This window comes from Faecalicatena sp. (assembly GCF_058819085.1).
On the sequence record NZ_JBZUUL010000049.1, the window covers coordinates 260,593 to 279,079 of the forward strand.

Genomic DNA, 18,487 nt, shown 5'->3' on the forward strand with positions numbered 1-18,487 from the left:
ATGGGAAATTCAGTTGGAATGTTAGAATTATCCAGTATTGCAAAAGGAATTGAAACATGTGACCACGTACTTAAGGCGGCCGAGGTAGAGTTATTAAGAGCTTCTACCTTATGCCCTGGTAAATATATGATCATCATCGGCGGAGATACAAGCAGTGTCAACGCTGCAATGAGTGTTGGAGAAGAGATCGCAGGACCTTTCCTGGTTGACAAGCTTTTGATCGCTAATATCAGCGATCAGCTCATGCCTGCGATCAGCAGCACGACACAGGTACCGACAAGCGGAGCCGTTGGCGTGCTTGAATTCTATTCTGTCTCTTCTGCTATCGTTGCTGCAGATACAGCCGCAAAGGCTGCTGATGTACACCTGATGGAAATCCGTACAGGATTTGCAGTGGGAGGCAAAGGATTCGTTACGATGTGCGGAGATGTCAGCGCAGTAACCGCTGCCGTAAAGGCCGCAGAATCCGTCAGCGAGCTGATGGTAAACAGCGTTGTGATCCCAAGGCCTACAGATAAGCTTTACGAAGCATTGATGTAAGATAGAAGCGCCGAAAGCGAAGGATCAGAACGCTTGATAGCAGCAGCCAAAAGCGTAGATAGGATAATATGACAAGAAATGTAAAACCGTAATCTGTTGATCACAATCCATAGGATGTGAATCACAGATCACGGTTTTTTCTTCATTGGAACTTATCACACTGAGGCAGCATCCATTTCTAATCTTTCTTCTGTTGTTCTGCTATTATTTATTCTACTGTAAACTTTTTTCGTGACAGGTATAATTTTGCCTTTGTCCCTTTTCCCACTTCTGACTCGATCTCCAAACCATGGTTTAATTTGGTACAAATTGTTTTACACAAATAAAGCCCGATTCCGGTGGACTTTTTATCCTTCCTGCCATTGTAGCCGGTAAATCCCTTCTCAAAGATCCGCGGAAGGTCTTCTGCCTGAATCCCGATCCCGGTATCTTCAATCACAAGAACATCCTCTTCCCCCGGCTCCATGTATATGGAAATACAGCCCTCTAACGTGTACTTCAGTGCATTAGATAGCAGCTGTTCCAAGACGAGCAAAAGCCATTTCTCATCCGTCAGAATTTTTCCTTCACATTTCCGGTAGTTCAGACGTATTTTTTTCAAAATGAAAAGCTGGGCATATTTTCTCACAGCCTGGCGGACGATCTGATCCGTCTCATACCACTTAAGCGATAAGTCTGAGGACATCTCCGACAGCCGCAGATAGGACAGAACCATTTCCACATACTGTTCTGTCTTGAAAAGTTCCATCTTCATCGGATATACAAACTCCCCCTGCCCCTCTTCCATCCCGCCCTCCTCATAGGATTGGAGAAGAAGGTGCATTGCCGCGATGGGAGTCTTGATCTGATGTGCCCAAAGGCTGTAGTAATCGATCATTTCCTGGTGGGTGATCCTGGCATTCGTATTCATTTCCTCGTAGTCATGAAACATCTGTGTCAGCCTTTCCTGATATATCATTTCTGTGCGGTCCAAAGGATCAGGCATGTCCCTCAATTCATCGGGAAGCAGTAAAAGAGCCTCTTCTGCCTGCTTTTGATGGCGACAGTATCTAAGAAGCCCCAGTCCCCCTGCCCCTGCAAATAATGCGGCAGACAGAATCACAGCATAAATAAGTGCATCCCTTCTTATATTATAGAGATATAAGACCCCCCAGAAGATTCCCAGCACGGCCAGGTATAGCAGGATCTGCCCAGCTCTTAACTTCAAATAAGTATATACTGTCCTTCTCATTCTATGAAATACCCGATTCCTTTCTTCGTCACGATAAAGTCCTTCACACCGATTCCTTCCAGCTTCTTGCGCAATCTGGTAACATTCACTGTCAGCGTGTTGTCATCGATGAACTCATCGCTCTCCCACAGCCTCTCCATGATCCGTTCCCGCTTTACGATCTTTCCCGCATTCTCCATCAGGATCTGAAGAATCTTAAAATCATTCTTCGTCAGATCCAGCTTTTGCTCCTGGAACATTACGCTGGCGTCATTCAGATTCAGGATCACCCCGTGATATTCCAGTACATTGAGCTGTCCCTGGAAAGAATACGTCCTGCGCAGAAGTGCCTGGATCTTGGCTGTCAGTACATTTAAATCAAAGGGCTTCTCAACAAAGTCATCGCCGCCCATGTTCATAGCCATCACAATATTCATATTATCACTGGCCGAGGACAGGAAAATAATCGGTACTTTCGAGATCGCCCTGATCTGTGTACACCAGTGAAAACCATTATAAAAAGGAAGCAGGATATCCATCAGAACCAGATGAGGCTCGAAAGCGATAAACTCCTCCTGCACATTCTTAAAATCAGTAATGCAACTGACCTCATAATCCCACTTGAGCAGATGGGACTGTATTGTTTTTGCAATTGTCAAATCATCTTCAACTATTAAAATTTTATACATAAGTGCCTCTTTTCAGCGGGAATTGTCAAGGGGGTCAGTCCCCTTGACAATTCCCGTACAATTATTCTTATTCACAGTCTTCTTTTACGACATATTATACTCTGATTCCTGGCTGTCTAACAAGTTCTAAATAGAATCTTTTGATTTTCTTTAGATTATATATGTTGACAATATATATTATATTGCATATAATATGTTTATCAGATATATATATTAGATAAAAACATATAGAAAGGACTGAGCGTATGGCGTTTACACTAAATGCTCCGATGTTTGACTTTCTTGTTTTATCGGTAATCGCAGACGGAGATGCCTATGGCTACCAGATCAGCCAGATCATCAAGAGGGCAGCCAATACGAAGGACTCTACACTGTATCCCATTTTAAAGAGGCTGCAGGATAACCAGTATGTCGAGACTTACGACCAGCAGTACCAGGGCCGTAACCGGAAGTATTACAAGATTACAGATACCGGAAGGACACATCAGCAGGAATTATTAAAAGAATGGGAAGTTTACAAATCAACAATTGACGAGATTGTTAAAGGAGGGGCAACACAATGACCAGAACAGAGTATATGAAGACGCTCGCATATCAGCTGCGCCGTCTTCCAAAAGAAGATTATGACAAAGCGATTGATTACTTTGAAGAATATTTTGACGAGGCCGGACCGGAAAACGAACAGCAGGCGATTCAGGACTTAGGGAATCCGCAGGATGCGGCCAATGAACTGATCATCGAATTAGCCGTTAAGAATGCCCAGAAACCTCCAAAGACTGTCAAGAGCGGGCTGTCCGCCATATGGATCGGGATCCTCGGTGTATGTGCCGCTCCCATCGCACTTCCGATGGCTGTTGCCATCTTAGCCGTCATCCTCAGTTTTGGAGTGGTGATCCTTTCACTTCTTCTCTGCCTGGTCCTCACGGCAGTTGCAGTGGTTGCCAGCGGTGTCGTCGGCATCTTCGGCGGCGGGATCCTTCTTTTCTCTGCATTTTCAGACGGACTTGCCACTATTGGCATCGGATTATTTGCACTTGGCGCCGGCATCCTGATCGTTTACGGATCCGTACTGGGCTGCCGTCGTTTTTTCAAAAAAGTGGCTGAATCACTTGCACATATTTCAAAAAGGGGGAAGCGAAATGAAAACAATCACTAAAAAGATCCTGATCGTATCGTCCTGCCTCATGGCTGCTGGCGCAGTCATTGGAGGAATCGGCTTTATCATAGGAGGCAGACCCGGTATCCAGATCACAAGCGAAGGGATCTCATCTACCCCTTCTAATTCAGAACCCTGTCAGTTAAAAAAGACAAAGCTGGACTCCTTCTCAGAGGCGAAGATCACAGTCGACTCCTACGCCGATATCCAGATCCTTCCCTCTGATGATAACAATTATTATCTGGAATACCGCCTGGATAAATCCTACGGAAAACCCAAGTACACTGTGGATGATGACGTTTTCACATTCCAGCACCAGAACCTTGGCGTTCATTTTCTTTCCATCGGAATTTTATACTTTGACGACCTGTCCGACACCTATGTACATCTATATGTACCGAAAGGGAAGGTCATCGAGTATATGCATCTGTATAACGATACCGGGGATGTCTCGATCTCCGATGTTAATTTTACGGAATCCACGATTGCTGTCGACTATGGCGGACTTACACTTGATCATACCCGTTTTGGTTCTCTGGACCTCCATCTGGACAGCGGAGATTTTACAACCGAAGATACAAAGATTTCCGATCTTACTTTAAAAAATGAGTATGGAAACAATGAGCTGAATCAGTATAAAGGCGATTTTATCACAGCAAAACTGGATACCAGTTCACTTACGATCGATGCCGTAGAACTAAAGTCGCTGGACTGCGATGTGGAGTATGGTGACGTGGATCTTACACTGCCGGGGAAATTAGATGACTATACCTTTGATATTTCCGTGGAATACGGTGATATCCAGCTTCCTGACGGCGCACCAAAAGGACACTTCCGAGACCGGGATGATGAGGAGGAATACTATCAGACCAATGGGGATGGGAAACGCCTGATCCATATAGAATCTGATACAGGGGATGTGGAGATTTCCAAAAGATAGATCGGTTGATTCCCCAAATGACCCTATAGGCCTTCATGAATCACGAGAGAGATATCATAAAAAGCTGTAGAAGAAAATGCATTCTGTCTGTTTGGCATTTTCTTTTACAGCTTTTTTACTAAAGATTCCTGCTACTGAAATTTTTCAACCCATTCTTTTTCCTTAAATCCGGTAAGTACCACATCCTCTGTCACCACCAGCGGACGCTTAACCAGCATTCCGTCCGTAGAGAGAAGCTCTAACTGCTCCTCCTCGCTCATTTCTGGAAGGCGATCTTTTAACTTCAGTTCTTTATAAAGATTTCCGCTTGTATTGAAGAATCGTTTCAATGGCAGTCCACTCTTCTGATACCATTCCGTTAGTTCTTCTTTGCTGGGATTCTGAGTCTTGATGTCTCTCTCCTCATAAGAAATCCCCTGTGCTTCGAGCCATTTCCTGGCCTTTTGGCAGGTGGTTCATTTTGGATAGCATACAAATAACATGTTTATTCCTCCCTTTCCTGAATCTTAACTGTTCAGGATCATGAACAGTTTCACTGAATCTTCTTAATTTCTAAACATACGCAGGCGCCTTTTTGCCCCTCTAAATTGCTTAAGATGAGCCTGCCGCCCTGCTGACTGACAAACGACTGCACGATAAACAGCCCCATACCGTAATGTTTCCTGGAACTCCTGCTTTTATCCCCCTGATAGAATTGCTCTGTCCCATGCATTAGATCTTCCTCGGTAAATCCGGGACCGCTGTCTTCTATCTGAAAATACAGCCTGCTCTCGTCTTCTGTGATATGAATGCCGATCTTTCCGCCCTGAGGGGTATATTCCACTGCATTGTGCAGAAGATTTTCCCAGACACGCTGCAAAAGCTGTCTGTCACTCATAATATAATCTGAATGCAGGGAAATTACAATATCCAAATGCTGCTTTTTTGCAGATGTCATGGACTTTGCACGAATACTGAATTCGCTGCACAGGCTTTTTATATCTACCTTTTCTCTTTTTATCTGCATAACCCCTTCAGTTTTCAGCATTTCCTGCAGAACCTGGATATACTGCTCAATATGGTCGGTCTCCTCAAGAATATACTCCTGATACTCCCGGCTCTCCTCCAAAGACTCTGCTTCCCCCAAAAGCTGGGCGTTGCCGCGGATCACGGTCACTGGAGTCTTGATATCATGGACTAAAGCCCTGACCTGCTGCCGCCTGTTCTCTTCCATGGTCCATTGCTTTTTCAATGAATCTTCCAGCGCCGCTTTCATCTGAACAAGAGATTCCATCACCTCATCCACCTCACGTATCCGGGAATCGGGTTTTTCAAATTGTAAATCCTGAAGTCTAACCTTTTCGGTCACCCTTTTTAATTTCTCCAGCTCTTTCTGCATCACCCGTCCAAATCTGCGGACTAATAGAATTGATCCTATCAGGAACAGAACAAGGTAAAGCAGGATGCCCTTTTCCGGAGCTCCAGGCAGACGCTTACGCAGTACCGGATCGCCGAATTCGGATCTGACCTTATAGACCGCAATACAGACTTCTTTGCTGCGCTGATAAAACTTAAGATACCCCTTTGCCTGTCTGCTTATTTGAGTTCCTTGTATATATTCCTGCCAGACGCTCTCTCTGTTTTCTTCTGGCAGGCTGCCGTAGAGAAAGGTTCCGTCCGGCTGATATACTCCAAAAAAACAGGGCTCCGGAATCAAATCTTTCGTTACCTTTTCTGCCTTTTCAATCTCTGTCCGGTTCTCTTCCAGCATGATTTCCCAGTAATTTGGCGGAAGGATCCCCACCGTACTGTCTAATACCAAATACATGACTAAAAATAAACATGCCAGCCCGGCCAACAGAGTACAGAACCAGATCAAAAACCTTCCAAATACAGACTGTACTGACATCTTTCGTCTTATTTCCATTTATACCCGATCCCCCATACCGTCTCTATTGGATTCACCCCCTGCTTTGCGAACTTTGCACGAATGTTCTTCACATGCTCTGTGATCGCAGATACATCGCTTTCCCTGTCAAATCCAAAGACACGTTCAAAAATCTGCTCCTTAGAAAAGACCTGTCCATGATTCATTGCTAAAAATTCACTGATCTCATACTCACTCTTGGTCAGAGGGATTTTATTCTCTCCTGCCCCGGCGATTTTCCCGGACAGATCAAAGCGCACACCGGATATCAGAACCGAATGCTTCTTCTCCCGGTTTTCCCTGCGCAGGTGCGCCTGTACCCTCGCGCGAAGCTCCCCGATCCCGAAAGGCTTTGTGATGTAGTCGTCCCCGCCGGAGCCTAAGCCGTACATGATACTGCTCTCCTCTGTCTTCGCGGTCAGGAATAAGATCGGGCAGTCAACCTGGCCGCGGATCTGCTGGCAGAAGGTCACGCCGTCCGTCCCAGGCATCATGATATCCAGAAGGATCAGGTCATATTGCGTTAAATATTCTATATTTACCTCATCCGCTGACTGACATACCGTTACATCGTGTCCTTCCTTTTCCAGGGCGCGGCGGATCAGGGTAAGGATTGCCGGTTCGTCGTCTACTGCGAGTATCCTCCCCATAACTGTCACCTCCATACATAGTCAAAGCGGATATCCAAAATTCTTTTCGCTGTTTCTTCATCCCCTCATACTTTGTCATTGTACCATGAATCCTCCACTTATAAAACCCCCCTGCTAATCTTCCATCCGCCTTCCCTCATATCGTGCAAACCACACAAACAGTAACACTGTCCCCGCCAATGTGATCACTGCCAAAGCCACACCGCCATATCTCATCTGTTCCATCATATATTCCACATTGATCCCTGTATCTGCGGCGGCCTTCACGCAGTATCCGCTGAGCCTTCCGGCCCAGGCACAGGGAATCCACTGCCAGATCCTCTCCCCCAGCCCGGTCAGCATCAGAGCGCTGACAACACTCTCCACGATCCCGGCACCGATCGTAATCCCCTTGGAGAAGCGCAGCCCCAGGAACAGATGGAACTCATAGGCAAATATCTGACAGATCCAGATCAACAGTATGACCTCAAAATAGAACTTGGCAGAGACGGAAATCCTGGACACGAAAAGATAAAATCCCGCTCCAAACCCACCGATTGTCAGACTCACAGCCAGCAGATTCCAGATCAGCAGTGAACAGAGCTTCACAGCCAGATTCTTTCCCCGGAATTTCCCGATTCCGAGGATATTCTGGTAATGCCCTGCCTGTTTTTCCTGCTCTGCCGCTAAAGCTGTGACAAACCCGACCAAAGTAGGACATACGATAGAAACAACCTCCACATAGGCCGATATCTTCCCCCAGTCACTCCAGATGGAAACATAGTAGTATAAGAGGAACACTGTAATCCCGATCACCGGCATCAGGATATGCAGCCACAGTGTCCATGTTCTGCGCATCTTAATCCCCTCAGCATAGAGCATACCGAAAAATGTGGCATGCCCTCTGTCTTTTCCCAGTCCTTTTTCTACTTTTCCCATCCCTTTTTCCCCCTTCTTTCGTACCAGAGTGCAGTGACAGCAAAGCAGACAATAAATAGGATGACGGATATTCCAACTCCTATCGGAATTATCCCCTGATCCAGCAGCTGCGGATAAAAAGTTACGTTTCCCGGCTCTGCCGGAAGCCCATTTGGCAGAATTTTCAAAACAGGGCACATCAGACGGCTGATATAAGAAAATGGATTTATTACCCACCAGATATATGTCGAACCTAGTACTCCTACCACTATATTGCAGATCAATCCAAACAGGATGCTGAAAGTAAAACCGAACTTCTGATTCATAAAAAGCCACAGCGGAATCTGCCAGACACTTAAAATGAGCCATAATGCAGCCGCCGTAAGTGCTGCCGTCGTAGAGATTCCCCTTGCCGCTCCGCCGGCAAAGATCCTGCTGATCCCCTCCTGTGCACAGAAGATCAGCACAACCGCTAGAAACAATGTTTTAAAACAACAGAATACTTTTGCTGCCCAGAGCTTTTTCATATCCACAGGCAGAACCTGCATCGCACGGTTTTTCAGCTTCCTTTCACGCTGCACCGTGAATGCAGTAACGAGAAGAAGCAGCATCGGGAACAACAGCGTATACCACCAGTTAAACTGATTCATCTGATAATATCTGGCATCCAGTCCTGAAAAAATAATGCCTAGTAAAATACTGACTCCCGGCACGATCCAGAACAACTTTGCAGCCACCGTATGCCTGTTTTTCAATTCCTCTGCTTTGATATATGCTGTTAACATGCCATTTCCCTCCTGTTCTTTCTTACCACTTCTGTGAATAACTCCTCCAGATCTTTCCCCTCTCTCATGCCGCCTTGATAACCCAGGACTCCCTCAGAGATAATTCCCACATAATCTGCCACCTGCTCTACCTCGCTTAGAATATGGCTGGAAACCATCACCGTGATCCCCTGACCGGCAAACTCAAGTATCATCTCCCTTAACTCCTGGATTCCAAATGGGTCCAGTCCATTGGTGGGCTCATCTAAGATCAGCAGCGAAGGATGGTTCAAAAGTGCCGCCGCGATTCCGAGACGCTGCTTCATTCCCAAGGAAAACTGCCCTGCCCTCTTATTTCCGGTATTCTTTAATCCTGCAATCTCCAGCACCTCGCCTATCCTGCTCTGGGGCAGCCCCAGCAGAAGCGCCCGCACCTTTAAATTCTCCCTTGCCGTCAGGTTCTCGTACAAAGGCGGCTGCTCGATCAGAACCCCCGTCCTGTTTAAGTCTGCCCTGCTCCACGGTTTTCCGTCAAAATAAACCTCACCTGCATTTGGCTGCATCATACCGGAAAGAATTTTCATCAGCGTGGATTTTCCCGCACCATTGGGCCCCAGAAGTCCATAAACGCACCCCTTTGGCACCATTAGTGAAACCTGATCCAGTGCCATTTGTTCTCCGAAACGTTTACTGATACTTTTCGTCTCTATCATCATCTCATTCATCTTTAAAATCCTCCTCTTAATATCTCTTGTTTGTTTCGATATGTTTAGTTTAAAAGGTAAATATAAGGAATTAATAAGGATTTATAAGAATAGTTAAAATTTTGTGTACGAAAATAGATACCTGCCTTGCACAATCTCATTTTTGTGATAGAATATTCACGAAAGAGAAAAAGTACCGTTTTCACATACGGACGGATACCTCATAATTTCTAACGAATCTGCTTTCCTTATTTATCAGGAGGGTACTATACCGAAACACATCATCAAGGAGGAACGCATATGTACTATTACAGAAAAGTAACAGATGATCTTTACTGGATAGGCGGAAGTGACCGCCGCCTTGCATTATTTGAAAATTTATTTCCCATCCCGAACGGAGTTTCTTATAACTCCTATCTTCTGATGGAGGAGAAGACCGTATTATTTGACACCGTTGACACTTCTATCGGCAGACAGTTTCTGGAAAATGTAGAAGCCGTATTATCCGGCAGAAAACTGGACTATCTGGTTATCAACCACATGGAGCCGGATCACTGCTCTTTGATCAATGAGCTTGTACTGCGCTATCCAGAAATGCAGATCATCGGCAATGCCAAGACATTTCCTATGATCGGGCAGTTCTATGAATTAGACCTGACAGGTAAGACCATCACCATCAAAGAGGGGGATACATTCTCCTGTGGAAAACATACACTGCACTTTATCATGGCACCGATGGTTCACTGGCCGGAAGCAATGCTGACTTATGATGAGACGGATAAGGTCCTCTTCTCGGCAGACGCCTTCGGAACCTTCGGTGCTGTGGGCGGAACCATTTTCAACGATGAACTGGACTTTGACAGGGACTGGCTGGATGACGCCCGCCGTTATTACACCAATATCGTCGGGAAGTATGGCGTTCAGGTACAGAATGTATTAAAGAAGGCTGCTGCCCTGGACATTCAGTATATCTGCCCGCTGCACGGCCCTGTATGGCGCAGCAATATTGAGTATCTACTGGATAAATACAACACCTGGAGCACCTACACCCCGGAAGTCAAGGGTGTTATGATCGCTTACGCTTCCATGTACGGCAATACGGAAAATGCAGCAAATGTCCTGGCTGTCAAGCTGGCAGAGGCAGGGGTAACGAATATCACAATGCATGACATTTCCAGGACACATGTATCACAGCTGATTTCCGACACCTTTAAATACAGTCATCTGGTACTCGCCTCACCAACCTATAACGGGGGGATCTATCCGGTCATGACCAATTATCTGGATGATATGAAGGCACTCAATGTACAGGGACGTACGGTCGCTGTCATGGGGAATGGCACCTGGGCGCCGATGTCCGCGAAGCAGATCGAGGCGAAGATCCGTGAGATGAAGAATATGACACTGCTGACAGAGAACTTTGTGATGAAATCAGCGCTGAAATCAGAACAGATGGATGAGATCGATGCACTGGTAGAAAAAATTGCAGAAAGCATCACAGCATAATTTCATATATTGTTTATAAGAAACCTTCGATTTACTTCCACTTCTTCTCAAAATAAAAATGTCATTAATATGAAATTAGATCCGTTAATATGTCATTGGACTCAATAGCATAAGCAGGAGCAGAAAAAGATTCCTCTCTTTTTCTGCTCCTGTTTGATTTTCTATAATACTTCTATTCGTTTATAAACATCTTATCTCTACTGAAACGTAACCTGTGAAGGATAATTCACCGCAATATAGCTCTTCCCGCGGTTCACCTTGATCTCTTTTCCATTGTCATCGAAGAATTTCAGCGGTGCCTTCTCATTCGGCCCATCTTTCTTCCAATGTACCTTCTGTACAGCGCCGTTAGACACATAGTAAGCAGTTGTTTTATCGCTTCCCATGCAGTCCATATCTTTATGTCCGATCTCGTCTCTTACCGTAATGGAGGTCTCCATGATGAACACATTCGTAAATGCAAGCTGCTCCTGTGTATTTCCATCGATCTGCGGATTTCCATTCAGCTGCTTTAAATAAACTTTTTTATCAGCATCGTATGTGAAAGTTGCTGACTGTGCACCAAAGTTGATATCCACCTTTGTACAGTCATTTCCCTCCGGCTTAAGCTGCTCATTCAATCCATTGAACTGGAATGCTGTCCGCTTTTTATCTTCTGCAAGATCTGTCCTCTTTCCGTTTGCCTGAACAACACCTGCAAACTTGGTACCGTCAAAATAAGCAGTATGCTCTAATCCATATCCGGCATCCAGACGGGCCTGGTCACGGCCAAATAGTCCATTTCCATCACTCATCCCGTCATACTGGTCCAGATTCAGGCTTGCCAGATAGTCTGCAACACTGTCATCGATTCCCCAGTTTACATAGAATGCATCAAATCCCTGTGAGAATACCGGATAATAATAACGGCAGCTTCTGACCGCACATACCTTCGGCACCTTGGTATAGTCTGCATATAATGCCATAAAGCGTGTTACATCTCCCTCAACAGGCATCTCGAATATAATATCTGCCTCGGCGACGCCATACTGCGGCATTGCTTTTTCTACGTTATTGACCATAACTGCCACCGGGCGTTTCCCGATCGCTTCCTCTGACAGATCAGTAAGACCGGTAAGAAGATTCTGGTTTGCCGGGATCTCTTCTTTTACCTCCGGCTCCTCTTCCTTTTCTACTGGTTTTTCCACCTTTTTTGTAGTATCCTTTGTCGGTTCCTCTTTGGTTTCCTTTTTACAGCCAGTCACGCCCAGAGCCAGGACGCAGGCTAATACAAGTAACACTCTGACCTTTTTCATAAGCCCTTCCTTTCTGATCCTGCAGCTTTTTGTGCTGCTCACCCTTAAAAATTATTGTATACAAATGAAACATTTGCTCCATCTGCCTCCATAAAGCCCCATAATATCAGAAGCAATACGGCCACCAGTAAAATATACTGCCCAATACTACTTTTCCTGAACTTCTGAAAAGTGTTCAGAAATCTGTTGATCCACATATAACCACCCTTTCCAGCCTAGATGCATGACGTCCAACATAAAATAAGGCTCGTACTCCTTATCAGACAGCCTGAGATACTCTGCGCCCTGCTCTTTTGCTGCATTTTCTACCTTGTCGTACAACGCATTGCGCTTCTCCTGATCAATGCCGACATAATCGTAATATCTGCCATTCGTATTCATCATGATGATATATGGCTCCACGCCATTTTCTCTGCAGATCTGGAGAAACATCTTGAAATCCTCGAACTCCTTAGACTCCATTTTAGTCTCAGATTCCGCACCTTTCAAGCCCTCAATTGCATCCGCAAGATACTGAGTGTAGTAACTGTCTTCCACGAAAAACTCATTATTTGTACAGAAGTGCTCCCCTTCCTTCTGGGCGTCCTCCATGGCTTTGTCCCAGTCAAGCTCAAGTGTCTTTGGTGCTTTTGCGTCGGAAGCTGTCTTCTTTAAGATCTGATAAGTATCCCACTTGTCCTTGATCTCCAGCAGCTTATACCTGAGGCTGTAATAAGGCTTTAAGAGTGTCAGCCCGGCATTGCCTAACGAGGAATCCCGCGTATACAGCCATGCATATACCTTGATATCATCGTATCCCTGGATATCCCTGAGGAGCTCATCTGTCCTGTTACATACATAGAGCTTACTTTCATGGCTGACTCTCTCATTCTTCATCATTTCATAAAACTGATATTCCGAAAAATTGGCAGCAAACCCATTCACATCAATGTCTTCTCCAAAAAACCATTGGAGGGATACCACGATGGCAATCTTCTTCTCATCCGCCAAAGCCTTCGTTCCCACCTTCATAGAATGAAGAAGACTCTGTACATAAGCCTGGCCTACAATCGTGAGATCCTCATCTAAGGTGGAATTAGGGAACATATTGATCGGATTCTGCCCCGCCCATGACTGCAGCTCCGAGGAACCGAGCAGGATCACATTTCCATTGTCTGCACTGCGCTTAAGGATCAGCTGTCCCTTATCCTTTGTATAGTCATCAAACTGCTGGTTCAGCACCTTTGTATAATCCGATACACGGTACATCGCATCAATCTTTCTATCCAGATACTTCTCAAATATCGATGCAAAGAGAATCACCGTTGCAGCCGCAGCAATCAGTACAATGACCTTCTTTAATAATCTGCTTTTCATCGGTTAACCAATCTTCTCCTTTAAAAACTCAGCAAACTTGTTCACGGTACGGATATCATCCTTGTCCACATCTGTCGGCTGCAGCCTCACTCCTGTCCGCTCCTCCAGTTCGATCAAAACGGAAACGGATGCAAGTGAATCCATCAACCCAGCTTCAAAAAGATCCATGTCCAGATCTTCTCCCACCTCGTCTGTCTCACATGCTGCGACTAAAATATCCAATGCCAATTCCTGTAAATTCTCCATTTCTAACATCCTCCTTTTTATTATCCAGCTTCCTTAATGAAGTTAAAATGCAAACATATACCCTGAAAACAAAAGCATACCGAATGCGATCACCTGAAAGCATACGATGCGGCTGACAAGATCATAACACTTCATCTGTTTGAACCTGCGGTATACCTTACTCTTTAAGTAAACGTCTGTCACGACCAGGGCCGCCCCTTCATATAATCCATATAAAATATAGAATAAGTAAGGTCCGTGCCAGATTCCCATTACCAGCATCGTCACCATATTTCCCCAGCGCGAAGCTGTCTTCCTGCTCTTAAAGATCTTTTTACGAAGAGTGTTCAGCACAAAACGTTTATATATATAGTCTCCGAACCACTGTGATAGTGACATATGCCACCTTTCCCAGAACTCTTTCATATTATGGGCCAGGAACGGTTTATTGAAGTTCTCTCCCACCTTGATCCCGAGGATATAGCTTGTCCCGATGGCGAAATGGGAATATCCTGCAAAATCAAAAAATAAATACAACGTGTAGGCATACATATAGATCACCGTGCTTAACACGGTGTGTTCTGCCGGAAGCTCTGCAATAATATACTGGTTTATAATAAAAGCCAGCCCGAACTTATAGAGCATTCCCTTTCCGATCCGCGTTAAGCCAAAAATCAGATAATCCTCCAAATACACCTTCTTCGGAATGACATTTCCCAGATCCTCAAGAAATCTATGATACCTGTCTATGGGACCGGAACTCAAAGTCGGGAAAAATGTCACGAAATAAACAATGCCCAGGAAATCAAATTTTTCAATATGTCCGTCGTGAATCTCTATGATCAGCTGCCAGATCCGAAAGCTGATATAAGAGATTCCCACAAATCCCAGCATATCATAAGGCGTGTATACACAAAGCTTGATCACAAAAATCGGAAGCATAGACGCTGCCATTACAAAGTAATACAAAGCATTGCCCTTCACCTTTTTATGTAAAAAATAATATCCATATATCAGTATCAACTCACAGACGATAAACACCAAAAACTGCAGCATCTGCAGGCTGTGAAGTCCCAGCAGAAAAATCAGCATTGGGATATTCAGCAGCATTCCGTAATACTTGATCCTCTTACCACACAGATTCAGTATCACCGCCGGAATCAACAGCAGCGTAAATAGAAACACACTGAATATGCTTCCATATTGAGAAAAAACCATTACAAATATTCCTCCGCTAATTTCTTTCGATCGATCTTCCCATTAATATTCATAGGAAAACGATCTAAAATTATAATTTTTCTCGGAACCATATAGGAAGGTACCTTTTCTTTTAATTCCTTCTTTAACTCAATTCCAATCTTTAGATCCGACACCTCAGGCCTTTCATTCAATACAACAAATGCAGTCAAATAGGATACCCTGCCTTCTTTATACACAGGAAGCACTACGCTGTTATTGACCATAGCCAGCTCATTCAGATTAGAACTGATATCGTTCAATTCGATTCTGAATCCATTCAGCTTCACCTGGGTATCTTTTCTGGCCACATAGTATAAAAGGCCGTCCTGCTCGAAAACAAGGTCACCGGTGTGATATCCCATCTTCCCTGACTCTGTATGGAAAAACACCTTCTTAGTCTGCTCTGGATTCTTGAAATACCCTTTACTGATACTGTCACTTACAACTACCAGTTCCCCGATGCCGCCGTCTAAGACGGCCTCACTCTTTTCATCCAGGATCTGATATTCCCCGTCATCCAGTATTCTTCCGATCGGCAGGCTCTTTTCATCCCGGAGCATGGTATCTGTGATCTCACAGGCACTCAAAAGCACCGTTCCCTCTGTCGGTCCATATCCGTTTATTACTTTAGCACGTTTGAACTTGTTATGCAAGGTCAACACCAGTTTCTTAGTCAGCACCTCCCCTGCCAGGATGATCGTCTCGAGCTCGGGGAGCATCTCCTCCTGAAACTGGTCCGCAAAGCTGCAGATTTCCAGAAAAGCCGGTGTAGAAACCCATGCAGCGATCCGGCTGCCCTCCAGATATTCAAACAAAAGCCTCGTATTATCCAGCATCTCCTTATCGATGCTGAATAAGGTTTTCCCCATAGGCAGATAGATGTACAGCGGAATGACTGATACATCAAAGGAGTAGGATACCTGATTGAGCACCACCTGTTTTCCTTCGCTCAATTCACAGGAAGATGCGAACCAGGAGGTGAAATTCTCAATATTCTTTCTGGTAATCTGCACGCCCTTTGGCTTTCCTGTGCTGCCGGATGTGAAAAGGATATAGCAGTTATCATCTGCTTTTATGTATTCGTCCTCGGATATTTTGCTTCCTGTTTGGAGTTCCGCCCCTTCTCCTTTATATCCCGTTTGTTCTAACACGGATGGAAATTCATCCTTTTTGATCTCAATACACTCCGCAGGAAGCTCCACCTCCTCGCCAGAAAAGTTAAAAAGCAGTTCATTTTCCACATCCTGCATGATCGTCTCCACACGGGACGGCGGAAATGTAATATCGAGCGGCACATAGGCCCTCCCCGTCTTCAATGCCGCAAGCATGACCACCGTAATCTCAATCTCCTTATTTCCATAGACGACTACCGGAGCCTTTGTTTTACACTTTTCCTTCATCCAGGCAGCAAGCGCATCTGAGGTTTCCCACAGCTGCCGGAATGTAATCCTCTCTTCTCTGTGAATCAAAGCGATCTCACCGCTTTTCGATCTTTTCTTTAGTTCATCCAGAATCCACATGTCTCTTCCTCCGTATTTCCTATCTCTGTCAATCTTCTGCCCTACTGATACGCCATACCTATGTCACTCCCCAGCATGGTCAGGCAGTCAGGAATCTGTTTTTATTCCCCTGCCAGGTACCAGCCATGGATAGACTATCAAAAGCGGCAGTCCGATCACACATACAAAAATATATCTGACTCCAAATGCAGTCGGCGTAGCGACCATAAGAGTCATCCAGTTCCCGATCATCCCCAAGAGAGGGATGACATAATTTCCCCTTCTTTTCATCCAGCAAAAGACCGCATTGGCAAGAACGATCCAGATCAGCAGCCCAGTGGCGATATAATCATACTTTGCATTCAGCGTCTCCTTCATAGGATAGCCAAATATCTTTTCAATGGGGCTGCTCTGACGCATTCCCCAGTCATTTCCCGTAACCTCTACCTTCACCAGCTCATAGTTCGTATCACCGCCAATATGCCAGTAGCCATAGGTTCCCATCAGATACTGCTCCACATAAATGTCGAAATTTTTCGTAAGCATGGACCACCACGTCTTAAAAAATTCATCCTTATGCGCATCCAGATACGGCGTATCAAATTCCGGGGCCCATTTGATATAATCAACCAGATATGGGCTGTAATACTCCTCATACTTTTCAAGCGGAAGCAGCTTGTCCATAAACTCTTTATCCGCTTTATCCATCTTTCCGCCCATGACTACGGTCCTTGACATCTGCTGCAGGGGAATCCCGATGGATTCCACAAACACATTTTCTGCTGAAAATGCATGCTTGTATACAGGTCCCGTAATGATCCAGACCAAAAGGACACTTCCCAGCAGAACAAGCAGAACCTTCTTTAATTCTTTCCGATAAACAATGAGAAGACATAATGTGATTAATACAGCAATATAAATCCCATTGTTTCTCATCAGGCACATCAGCACGATCAGAGCCATATAGTAAAGCAGATTCTTCCTCTCCAGAAAGGACATGCGGTCCTCCACCGTATGCTCATATAAAAAGATTCCCAGCAGAATTAAAAGTCCGCTAAACCAGGGATCCTTCCACATGACAATTGCATAATTTCCAAACATCGGTGCCGCAGCAAAATAGGCCAGCCCGAGATAAATAATCTCTCTCCTGATTCCTTTTTTCTGCAGCCAGTACAAAAGATATCCTAATCCGCCTGCCATGATCAGCATCTGGATCACTGAGTAAAGTGCAATTCCCAGATTCACATCATGCAGCAGACAATCGCCGATATAGATCAATTTTCCCACGATCAAAGTATAGAATACAGGAAAATGATTATCCCAGGGAAGAGCTCCCATCGAAATCGCCACTGAGACCGATGCATCCTCCGGCATGATTCCCGGATAATAAGTTATAAAAACCGGAATCCATGCAAGAAGCAGGACAATACTGTAGAGCATCCAATTCTTCTTACTCCTCTTTTTCACCTGCTTAGCTGCCGGCTTAAAAAATGCTGATATCTTACTGTCCTCGCTCAACAGATAGAGGCAGAAAAATAAAAGACAGCCCACTGCCAGATAGAATAAGAAATAAAAAATATCCACAACGTGAAATACACCAAACTCTATACTTCCCGCATTGATCTTAGCCCCGGCGGACACCATGGCAGAAAACAGTCCTCCCAGCAGAAGGCAGCCCTGCCAGACACGCGCATGCAAGAAATATCCCCGCCGTTTCCAGGCATATCTCAGCGCCACATAAAATACCATGGCGGTCCCTGCGATATAAACTGGATTCATAAGCCAGTCCTTTTGACTGAAAAATAAAATATTCGAACTTAAGATTGCCAAAAGAATTGCTGCCAATCCTTCATTTTCCTTAAAAAACGTCTTTAATCTTTCCATGTTCCTCCCTGCCGTTTTCATATACCG

Annotated in this window: 19 protein-coding genes; 5 read left to right on the top strand and 14 right to left on the bottom strand. The window is 45.0% G+C overall.

The features are described from left to right. Entirely contained in the window at positions 1 to 540 is a 540-nt protein-coding gene (locus tag AC4OGX_RS21830) for a BMC domain-containing protein (protein WP_493333018.1), read from the top strand. Between the two features lie 208 nt (positions 541 to 748). On the opposite strand, the gene AC4OGX_RS21835 is transcribed toward AC4OGX_RS21830, so the two are convergent. Next, positions 749 to 1,771 carry a sensor histidine kinase gene (locus AC4OGX_RS21835; protein WP_493333019.1) on the bottom strand — a complete coding sequence of 341 codons (1,023 nt, stop codon included), beginning with the start codon at positions 1,769 to 1,771 and terminating at the stop codon, positions 749 to 751. Next, positions 1,768 to 2,439 carry a response regulator transcription factor gene (locus AC4OGX_RS21840; protein WP_493333020.1) on the bottom strand — a complete coding sequence of 224 codons (672 nt, stop codon included), beginning with the start codon at positions 2,437 to 2,439 and terminating at the stop codon, positions 1,768 to 1,770. Before AC4OGX_RS21840 ends, AC4OGX_RS21835 begins: the two co-directional genes overlap by 4 nt. Before the next feature lie 245 nt (positions 2,440 to 2,684). Between AC4OGX_RS21840 and AC4OGX_RS21845 the strand changes: the two genes are divergently transcribed. Genes AC4OGX_RS21845 through AC4OGX_RS21855 form a run of 3 tightly spaced genes read left to right on the top strand, consistent with a single transcriptional unit; the run spans position 2,685 to position 4,535 of the window. After that, complete coding sequence (locus AC4OGX_RS21845; RefSeq protein WP_493333021.1) at positions 2,685 to 3,002, top strand: PadR family transcriptional regulator; 318 nt, start codon at positions 2,685 to 2,687, stop codon at positions 3,000 to 3,002. Beyond that, positions 2,999 to 3,595, top strand: a complete 597-nt coding sequence (locus AC4OGX_RS21850; protein ID WP_493333023.1) for a DUF1700 domain-containing protein — start codon at positions 2,999 to 3,001, stop codon at positions 3,593 to 3,595. Before AC4OGX_RS21845 ends, AC4OGX_RS21850 begins: the two co-directional genes overlap by 4 nt. Next, positions 3,579 to 4,535, top strand: coding sequence for a DUF4097 family beta strand repeat-containing protein (locus tag AC4OGX_RS21855; RefSeq protein ID WP_493333025.1), 957 nt, complete (start codon positions 3,579 to 3,581; stop codon positions 4,533 to 4,535). The genes AC4OGX_RS21850 and AC4OGX_RS21855 overlap by 17 nt, the downstream gene beginning before the upstream one ends. A 131-nt stretch (positions 4,536 to 4,666) precedes the next feature. On the opposite strand, the gene AC4OGX_RS21860 is transcribed toward AC4OGX_RS21855, so the two are convergent. From AC4OGX_RS21860 to AC4OGX_RS21885, 6 genes are all read right to left on the bottom strand, one after another. After that, positions 4,667 to 5,017: an arsenate reductase family protein gene (locus tag AC4OGX_RS21860; protein ID WP_493333026.1), complete on the bottom strand. Its 351-nt coding sequence runs from the start codon at positions 5,015 to 5,017 to the stop codon at positions 4,667 to 4,669. A 50-nt stretch (positions 5,018 to 5,067) separates the two neighbouring features. Next, on the bottom strand, positions 5,068 to 6,441 hold the full coding sequence (locus AC4OGX_RS21865) for a sensor histidine kinase (RefSeq protein WP_493333027.1): 1,374 nt from the start codon (positions 6,439 to 6,441) through the stop codon (positions 5,068 to 5,070). After that, on the bottom strand, positions 6,432 to 7,091 hold the full coding sequence (locus tag AC4OGX_RS21870) for a response regulator transcription factor (protein WP_493333028.1): 660 nt from the start codon (positions 7,089 to 7,091) through the stop codon (positions 6,432 to 6,434). Before AC4OGX_RS21870 ends, AC4OGX_RS21865 begins: the two co-directional genes overlap by 10 nt. 114 nt (positions 7,092 to 7,205) lie before the next feature. Beyond that, positions 7,206 to 8,009: a lantibiotic immunity ABC transporter MutG family permease subunit gene (locus AC4OGX_RS21875; RefSeq protein WP_493333029.1), complete on the bottom strand. Its 804-nt coding sequence runs from the start codon at positions 8,007 to 8,009 to the stop codon at positions 7,206 to 7,208. Continuing rightward, a complete protein-coding gene (locus AC4OGX_RS21880) occupies positions 7,997 to 8,773 on the bottom strand; it encodes a lantibiotic immunity ABC transporter MutE/EpiE family permease subunit (protein ID WP_493333031.1) in 777 nt (258 codons plus the stop codon). The genes AC4OGX_RS21875 and AC4OGX_RS21880 overlap by 13 nt, the downstream gene beginning before the upstream one ends. Beyond that, a complete protein-coding gene (locus AC4OGX_RS21885) occupies positions 8,767 to 9,477 on the bottom strand; it encodes a lantibiotic protection ABC transporter ATP-binding protein (RefSeq protein WP_493333033.1) in 711 nt (236 codons plus the stop codon). Before AC4OGX_RS21885 ends, AC4OGX_RS21880 begins: the two co-directional genes overlap by 7 nt. Before the next feature lie 279 nt (positions 9,478 to 9,756). Here AC4OGX_RS21885 and AC4OGX_RS21890 point away from each other — a divergent pair, with 279 nt between their 5' ends. Then, positions 9,757 to 10,962 carry an FprA family A-type flavoprotein gene (locus AC4OGX_RS21890; RefSeq protein ID WP_493333035.1) on the top strand — a complete coding sequence of 402 codons (1,206 nt, stop codon included), beginning with the start codon at positions 9,757 to 9,759 and terminating at the stop codon, positions 10,960 to 10,962. A 197-nt stretch (positions 10,963 to 11,159) separates the two neighbouring features. On the opposite strand, the gene AC4OGX_RS21895 is transcribed toward AC4OGX_RS21890, so the two are convergent. The 6 genes from AC4OGX_RS21895 to AC4OGX_RS21920 form a co-directional block, all read right to left on the bottom strand. Continuing rightward, complete coding sequence (locus AC4OGX_RS21895; RefSeq protein WP_493333036.1) at positions 11,160 to 12,257, bottom strand: DUF3048 domain-containing protein; 1,098 nt, start codon at positions 12,255 to 12,257, stop codon at positions 11,160 to 11,162. A gap of 147 nt (positions 12,258 to 12,404) precedes the next feature. Continuing rightward, complete coding sequence (gene dltD, locus AC4OGX_RS21900) at positions 12,405 to 13,613, bottom strand: D-alanyl-lipoteichoic acid biosynthesis protein DltD (RefSeq protein WP_493333037.1); 1,209 nt, start codon at positions 13,611 to 13,613, stop codon at positions 12,405 to 12,407. Between the two features lie 3 nt (positions 13,614 to 13,616). Further along, positions 13,617 to 13,859, bottom strand: a complete 243-nt coding sequence (dltC, locus tag AC4OGX_RS21905) for a D-alanine--poly(phosphoribitol) ligase subunit 2 (RefSeq protein ID WP_493333038.1) — start codon at positions 13,857 to 13,859, stop codon at positions 13,617 to 13,619. Between the two features lie 42 nt (positions 13,860 to 13,901). Beyond that, a complete protein-coding gene (gene dltB, locus AC4OGX_RS21910; RefSeq protein ID WP_493333039.1) occupies positions 13,902 to 15,056 on the bottom strand; it encodes a D-alanyl-lipoteichoic acid biosynthesis protein DltB in 1,155 nt (384 codons plus the stop codon). After that, positions 15,056 to 16,597, bottom strand: coding sequence for a D-alanine--poly(phosphoribitol) ligase subunit DltA (gene dltA / locus AC4OGX_RS21915; protein WP_493333040.1), 1,542 nt, complete (start codon positions 16,595 to 16,597; stop codon positions 15,056 to 15,058). Before dltA ends, dltB begins: the two co-directional genes overlap by 1 nt. Before the next feature lie 87 nt (positions 16,598 to 16,684). After that, entirely contained in the window at positions 16,685 to 18,460 is a 1,776-nt protein-coding gene (locus AC4OGX_RS21920) for a DUF6020 family protein (RefSeq protein ID WP_493333041.1), read from the bottom strand. Between the last annotated feature and the right edge of the window lie 27 nt (positions 18,461 to 18,487).